At 76.1% G+C, this 6,887-nt stretch carries 5 protein-coding genes; 3 read left to right on the top strand and 2 right to left on the bottom strand.

Features of this window, described 5'->3' with window-relative positions:
• Window positions 1–60: 60 nt before the first annotated feature.
• Entirely contained in the window at window positions 61–1,809 is a 1,749-nt protein-coding gene (locus ACFWUQ_RS30730) for a helix-turn-helix domain-containing protein (protein WP_384544566.1), read from the bottom strand.
• A gap of 119 nt (window positions 1,810–1,928) precedes the next feature.
• On the opposite strand from ACFWUQ_RS30730, the gene ACFWUQ_RS30735 reads away from it, so the two are divergent.
• Window positions 1,929–3,689, top strand: coding sequence for a DUF6350 family protein (locus tag ACFWUQ_RS30735; protein ID WP_384544568.1), 1,761 nt, complete (start codon window positions 1,929–1,931; stop codon window positions 3,687–3,689).
• A 49-nt stretch (window positions 3,690–3,738) separates the two neighbouring features.
• Here ACFWUQ_RS30735 and ACFWUQ_RS30740 read toward each other — a convergent pair whose 3' ends face one another.
• Window positions 3,739–4,386 carry a hypothetical protein gene (locus tag ACFWUQ_RS30740; protein ID WP_384544570.1) on the bottom strand — a complete coding sequence of 216 codons (648 nt, stop codon included), beginning with the start codon at window positions 4,384–4,386 and terminating at the stop codon, window positions 3,739–3,741.
• 245 nt (window positions 4,387–4,631) lie between these two features.
• On the opposite strand from ACFWUQ_RS30740, the gene purN reads away from it, so the two are divergent.
• Both purN and purH read left to right on the top strand, forming a co-directional pair.
• Window positions 4,632–5,255, top strand: coding sequence for a phosphoribosylglycinamide formyltransferase (purN, locus tag ACFWUQ_RS30745; protein ID WP_384544572.1), 624 nt, complete (start codon window positions 4,632–4,634; stop codon window positions 5,253–5,255).
• Complete coding sequence (gene purH / locus ACFWUQ_RS30750) at window positions 5,252–6,835, top strand: bifunctional phosphoribosylaminoimidazolecarboxamide formyltransferase/IMP cyclohydrolase (RefSeq protein WP_384544574.1); 1,584 nt, start codon at window positions 5,252–5,254, stop codon at window positions 6,833–6,835. Before purN ends, purH begins: the two co-directional genes overlap by 4 nt.
• The last annotated feature ends 52 nt before the right edge of the window (window positions 6,836–6,887 follow it).

Consider the following 6,887-nt stretch of genomic DNA (forward strand, 5'->3'; position numbering starts at 1 on the left):
GGCCCGCACCCTTTACGGGTGCGGGCCACGCCCGTTTCCGCTGCGCTCGGCCCGCCGCCGTCAGCCGCTCAGCGGAGTGAGGCGGTTCGGCCCGGCCGCCGGATCGGCGCGCAGCTTGTCGTGGAGCTGCCGGCTCTGTTCGGTGATCCGCTGCGGGCCGCTGTGCGGGGGCACTCCGGACACGTTCGCCCCGGGGGAGGGCGGGGGTTCGTAGTGCGTGGGCGCGGTCGCCGCCGTGTAGGCGGTGGCGACCGCGATCACCGCCGTGAGGCCGACGGTGGCGCGCGTCCACCGCCGGGTGCGCCGCTCGGCGCCGGTACGGATGGCGGCCGGCGCGCGCGGTTCGAGCCGCACCGCCGGCCGGAGCGCGGCGAACCGGGCGTGCAGCACCGCGGACTGCTTCTCCGGTGGTACGTCGGTCAGTTCGGGGATCCGCTCGGCGAGTTCGGCGTGCGCGTGCAGGAGCCGGCCGCCCGCGGTGGGGGTGGTGGCCTCCGTCTCGGCGGCGGTGTCGGGGAGGTCGAGGCCGACGCCGTCGTAGAGCAGCACGGTACGGCGGTGGGCGGGCGGCAGCGCGAGCATGGCGTCGAGCAGGATCCGGTCGTCGGGCTCGGCCGGGGGCTTGCCGGGATGCCGGTGGGAGCGGCGGAGCCGGTGCCAGGGGGACAGGGCGTACTCGTACGTGGCCGCCCGCACCCAGCCCACCGGGTCGGGATCGACGGCCACCTCGGGCCAGCGGGCCCAGGCCTGGCTGAAAGCCCGTTCCACGGCCTCCTCGGCGAGGGTCCCGCTGCCCGTGAGCAGGTAAGCCTGCCGGGCGAGGACGCGGGCGGCGTGGGCGTGCAGGGCGTCGAAGGCCTCGGCCGCTCCCTGCCCCGGCGGGGTCTCCCGCGCGGCCGCTGCGCGGTCCTCGCCGTCCTCGTCCCCGGCGCCGGTCGCGGCCTGCCCCGTCCCGGCGGCTTCGGCGTCCGCGGTCCCGGCGGCTCCGGCCTCCGCCGTCAAGGCGGCTTCGGGCTCCGCGGCGTCCGGGCGGGCACAACCGTCCGCCTGCGTCGTCCCGTTCGCCTCCTCCGCCGCGGGGGCCGTGCCGGTACGGGGCTCCACCGCGGGCTCTGCGGGGGCGGGGGCCGGCGGCGCCTCGGGCCGGTCGGAATCACCCGTTCTCGGGATTTGCTCGGCCGGGTCCGCCCCTGGGCGGAGCCCGCCGCGACCACCGGATCCGCTCCCGACCCCGCCTCCGGCGCCGCCTCCGACCCCGGCCCCGGCCTTCGCCGGGGTCCTGGCCTCGTGCCGGGGCATCCCGACGGGGGACTTGGCGGCCCGCTTCGCAGCGGCCTTGGGTCGGTTCCGGGGGCTCACCGGCCGCCCCGAGCTCCCGGCGGCCAGGGCCCGTACCGCCCCGATGGCCCGCAGGGAGGCGGTGCCGCCCTCCGCCGCGCTCTCCGTCGCGTCTTCCGTCGCGCTCTCGGTGCCGCCCTCGGCCGTGCTCCCGGGCGCGCCCACCCCGGTCCCGGCCGGTTCCGCCGCACCGGGCGGCCCGGTCCGCCCGGCCCTCGCGGTCGGCGCCGCGTCCGGGGGCTGCGCGGCAGCGAGGCGGGCCAGGAACTGCGCGTACGCCGCCCGCTTGCGGCCCCGGGGGTCCGTGCGGCCCGATTCCCAGGAGCGGACGGTGCCCCGAGCCACGTCCAGAGCCGCCGCCACGTCCTCGTACGTCAGGGCGGCCGCCTCGCGCAGCCTGCGGCGCTCCTTCGGGGCGGGGAGTCCCGGCTCGGAGGCAGGAGCGGAGCCCGTTCCGACGCTCTGTTTCATGCCACACTCCCCGCGACCCGGCAGCCCTGGGCGAAAAAGTACATAAGCGTATATTGAGCGACACCACGGGCATTCGCCTGTTACCCGCCCATAGCGCGTGTCGTTGGCACCATGGCGGAGTGACCCAAGCGACCGAACGCGGGACCTCGTTCCCCGTGGCCCCGCAGGCCCGAGCGCGGCGCCGCTCCCCGGCCGCCGCCGCGTGCGTGGCGGCCGGCGCCGTGGCGGCGGGCCTCGGGCTCGGCTTCCTCGCCGTGCTCGTCATCGTGCTGTGGATCAGCTCCCCGTACCCCGACAGCGGCCCCGGCGGGGCCCTGCACCTCGCCGCCGGACTGTGGCTGCTCGCCCACGGGACGGAGCTCGTGCGCTACGAGACGCTGTCCGGCGTGCCCGCGCCCGTGGGCGTGACGCCGCTGCTCCTCGTCGCCCTGCCCGTCCTGCTCATGCGGCGCGCGGCCCGGCTGGGCAGTGCCTGCGACGAGGAGGACGAGGCTGCGCTGCCGGCCGCGGCCGTCTTCTCGGCCGTGCTCTGCGGCTATCTGGCCGTCGCGGCCCTGGTCACGGTGTACGCGGCGGGCGGCCCCATGCCCGCGGACCCGCTCAGCGCGGCCTGGCACGTCCCGATGGTGGCCGTGCTCGCGGCCGCCGGCGGGGTGTGGGCGGCCCGGGGCCGCCCGCTCGGGCCGCTCCCGGACCGGGTGCCCGCGGGCGTACGCAGGGCAGTCACGCGCCCCCGGTACGCGCTGGCGCTGCGGGCGGGGGCCGGCGGCACCCTCGTCCTCCTCGGCGGGGGCGTCCTGCTCGTCGGCGCCTCGCTCGCCTGGCACGGGGCGGAGGTCCAGGGCTCGTTCCTGGAGCTGACCGGCGTGTGGTCAGGCCGGTTCGCGGTCCTGCTGCTCGCGCTGACACTGGTCCCGAACGCCATGGTGTGGGGCGCGGCCTACGCCCTCGGACCGGGCTTCGACCTCGGCACGGGCGCCTCAGCCACACCGTTCGGCTTCGCCGGCTCGCCGGCACTGCCGCGTTTCCCGCTGCTGGCCGCGCTCCCGCCCGAGGGACCGGGGACCCCGCTGACCTGGGCGACCGCCGGGGTGCCGCTGGTGGCCGGGCTGCTGGTCGGCTGGTTCGCCGTGCGCCGGCCGCGCGAGGTCTCGTACGGGGAGACCGCCCTCACGGCGGCCCTGGGCGCGCTGGTCTGCGGGCTGGCGATGACGGGGCTGGCGGCGGCGGCGTCGGGGCCGCTCGGTTCGGGGGCGCTGGCCGACTTCGGACCGGTGTGGTGGGCCACGGGCGCGGCGGCCTTCGGCTGGACCGTGGTGCCGGCGGTGCCGCTCGCGGTCACGGTGCAGGCCTGGCGCAACCGCCCCGCGCGGGGTCTTACCGGTGCGGACGCGGACCTGCCGCCGGACGACGGCTGGCACGACAGCGGCGTGCGGGAAATCCGCTGGGAGGCCCTGCGCAGGGCGGCCGGCACCCTCGTCCCGGAGATCCCGAAGGTCATCGACCTCCCGAAGACCCCGGACCCGGCCGGCGCCCCGGTCCCCGCCGGTGCCCCGGCCCCGGCCGCCCCGGTCCCGGCCGCCCCGGCGCCGTCCGGCCTCCGACCCGCGCCGACGGCCCCGACCCCGGCCATGACCACAGCCCCTACGGCGGCCCCTACGACAGCCCCTACGGCGGCCGCTCCAGCCGCCCCGGCCGGCTCCGCCCCGCCCCGGCCCCGGCGGCGGGCGGTGACCGTCCTGCCCGGGATCGGCCTGGAGGTGCCGACGCCGCACCCCGCGCCCCCCGCCGCCCCGCCCGGCCCGCCGCCCCCCGCGGCGGCGCTCGCGCCGCCGGTGACGGGCGCCCGGGTGCTGGCACGCCGCAAACCCCCGGCCTAGGACAGGGCGGGGGCGGGCCCGCGAGGCGCGGGAGCGGGAGGGGGCGCGACTACTGGCGGACCTTCAGGATGTCGCCGACGACGTTGTCCGGCAGCAGGTCGTTGCACTGGAACTCCGCCGTCTTCGTCAGGGCGTCGTCGCGGCAGACGTAGAAGTCCTTGTACGCGAGCTGCAGCGCGTACGAGCTCATGGCCAGCAGGATCGCCAGCGAGGCCGTGACCAGCCCGCTCACCGCCGCCGTCCGCTGGGGCCGGGCCGCCGCGCCCAGCGCGGCCAGGCCGCCCCGGGCCGGGGCCGTCCCCGCGCCGCCGGCGCCCGCTCCCGTACCGGAACCGCCCGCCGTGACCGCCTTCGCGGCCGTGTCCGCGTCCGCCGGCCTGCCGCGCAGCGCGCTGATCCCCCAGTACAGGGCCAGCGCGCCCAGCAGCAGCCCCACCGACGGGATGCCGAAGATCCCGAAGAAGAACCCCCACATGCCGGCCAGCAGCGCGTACCGGGCCCGCCGCTGGATCGGGTCGGTGGGGTCCCAGCGCGCGGGCCCCCGGCCGCCCGGGCCCGGGCCGTCGGAGTCCTTCGGGCTGTTCCCGCCGCCGTCACCGCCGCCGCGCGGCTGCCACGGCTGGTCGGGCCGGCCTTCCGGGGGAGCCGCGAAGGGGTTGTCGTCGGTGGGGGAGTCGGGCTGGCGGCGGTCCGGCATCGGGTGTGTTTCTTCCCCTGTGTCATGGACGTCGCGCGCGACGTCGTGGCGAGGTACGGCCTGTTGAGGCGTGTAGGCCAGACGCTACCCCTCGCCCGTCCCCCCGTCCCTCGGGGGCCGTCCGGTGTGCCGGTATCGTTGCAGGCGGTCGGTGGCTTCGTATGGTTCCCCGTATATCGGTACCCCGAAGTTTCGTATGACCACACAAGAAGAAACGCCGCAATTCCCGCGAGAAAGGGCCTCTCATGGCCGTCTCCCGCCTGGTCGTGCTGGTCTCCGGTTCCGGCACCAACCTCCAGGCCCTGCTCGACGCCATCGCCGCCCACCCCGGCGGAGCCGAGGGCTTCGGCGCCGAAGTCGTCGCCGTGGGGGCCGACCGCGAGAACATCGCGGGCCTGGAGCGGGCCGAGAAGGCGGGCATTCCCACCTTCGTGTGCCCGGTCAAGGCCCACGGCAGCCGCGCGGAGTGGGACACCGCCCTCACCGCGGCGACCGAGGCGTACGCACCGGACCTCGTCGTCTCGGCGGGGTTCATGAAGATCGTGGGCAAGGCGTTCATCGACCGCTTCGGCGGCAGGTTCATCAACACCCACCCCGCCCTCCTCCCCTCCTTCCCGGGCGCCCACGGCGTTCGGGACGCCCTCGCCTACGGCGCGAAGGTCACCGGGTGCACCGTCCACTTCGTGGACGGAGGCGTGGACACCGGTCCGATCATCGCCCAGGGTGTGGTCGAGATCCGGGACGAGGACGACGAAGCCGCTCTCCATGAGCGCATCAAGGAAGTCGAGCGACAGCTGCTCGTCGACGTCGTGGGGCGCCTGGCCCGGCACGGCTACCGCATTGAGGGACGAAAGGTAACAATCCAGTGACCGCCGTAGAGAGCAACGACCCGACCACGACCCAGCGGCCGATCCGGCGTGCGCTCGTCAGCGTCTACGACAAGACGGGACTGGAAGAGCTGGCCCGCGGCCTGCACGAGGCGGGCGTCGCGCTCGTCTCCACCGGATCCACCGCCGGCAGGATCGCCGCGGCCGGCGTGCCCGTCACCAAGGTCGAGGAGCTCACCGACTTCCCCGAGTGCCTCGACGGGCGGGTCAAGACCCTGCACCCCCGCGTGCACGCCGGCATCCTCGCCGACCTGCGCCTGGAGGACCACCGCCGGCAGCTCGCCGAGCTCGGCGTGGAGCCCTTCGATCTGGTGGTCGTCAACCTCTACCCCTTCCAGGCGACCGTCCAGTCGGGTGCCACCCCGGACGAGTGCGTCGAGCAGATCGACATCGGCGGCCCCTCGATGGTCCGCGCCGCCGCCAAGAACCACCCCTCCGTCGCGGTCGTCACCAGCCCCGCTCGCTACGCCGACGTGCTCGACGCGGCGAAGAACGGCGGCTTCGACCTCACCGCCCGCAAGCGGCTCGCGGCCGAGGCCTTCCAGCACACCGCCGCCTACGACGTGGCCGTCGCCTCCTGGTTCACGAACGCGTACGCACCCGAGCCGGAGGCCGTGCTGCCCGAGTTCCTGGCGGGCGCCTGGGAGCGCAAGTCGACCCTGCGCTACGGCGAGAACCCGCACCAGGCCGCCGCGCTGTACACCGACGGCCGACCGGGCGGGCTCGCCAACGCCGAGCAGCTGCACGGCAAGGAGATGTCCTTCAACAACTACGTGGACACCGAGGCCGCCCGCCGCGCCGCCTACGACCACGACGAGCCCTGCGTCGCGATCATCAAGCACGCCAACCCGTGCGGGATCGCGGTCGGCGACGACGTCGCCGCCGCGCACCGCAAGGCGCACGCCTGCGACCCGCTGTCGGCCTTCGGCGGCGTCATCGCCGTCAACCGCCCGGTGACCGTCGAGCTCGCAGAGCAGGTCGCGGAGATCTTCACCGAGGTCATCGCCGCCCCCGCCTACGAGGACGGCGCGGTCGAGGTCCTGGCGAAGAAGAAGAACATCCGGGTCCTGAAGGTGGACGGCACCCCGCACCAGCCGGGCGACCTCAAGCCCATCAGCGGCGGCGCGCTGCTCCAGCACAGCGACCTCTTCCAGGCCGAGGGCGACGACCCGGCGAACTGGACCCTGGCCACCGGCGAGGCGCTGTCCCCGGCCGAACTCGCCGAGCTCGCCTTCGCCTGGAAGGCCTGCCGGGCCGTCAAGTCCAACGCGATCCTGCTGGCCAAGGACGGTGCCTCGGTCGGTGTCGGCATGGGCCAGGTCAACCGCGTCGACTCCGCGAAGCTCGCGGTCGAGCGGGCGGGCGCCGAGCGCGCGCAGGGCGCGTACGCCGCGTCCGACGCGTTCTTCCCCTTCCCGGACGGACTGGAGATCCTGACCGCCGCGGGCATCAAGGCCGTCGTCCAGCCGGGTGGTTCGGTCCGCGACGAGCAGGTCGTCGAGGCCGCGCGCGCGGCCGGCGTGACCATGTACCTCACCGGGACCCGCCACTTCTTCCACTGACCGTCCCGGTCCCGCGCGAACGGCGAAGGCCGCGCCCCGCACTGCGGGGCGC

Origin of the sequence: Streptomyces sp. NPDC058662 (assembly GCF_042716255.1) — a bacterium.
In the GTDB taxonomy this organism is placed as follows: domain Bacteria; phylum Actinomycetota; class Actinomycetes; order Streptomycetales; family Streptomycetaceae; genus Streptomyces.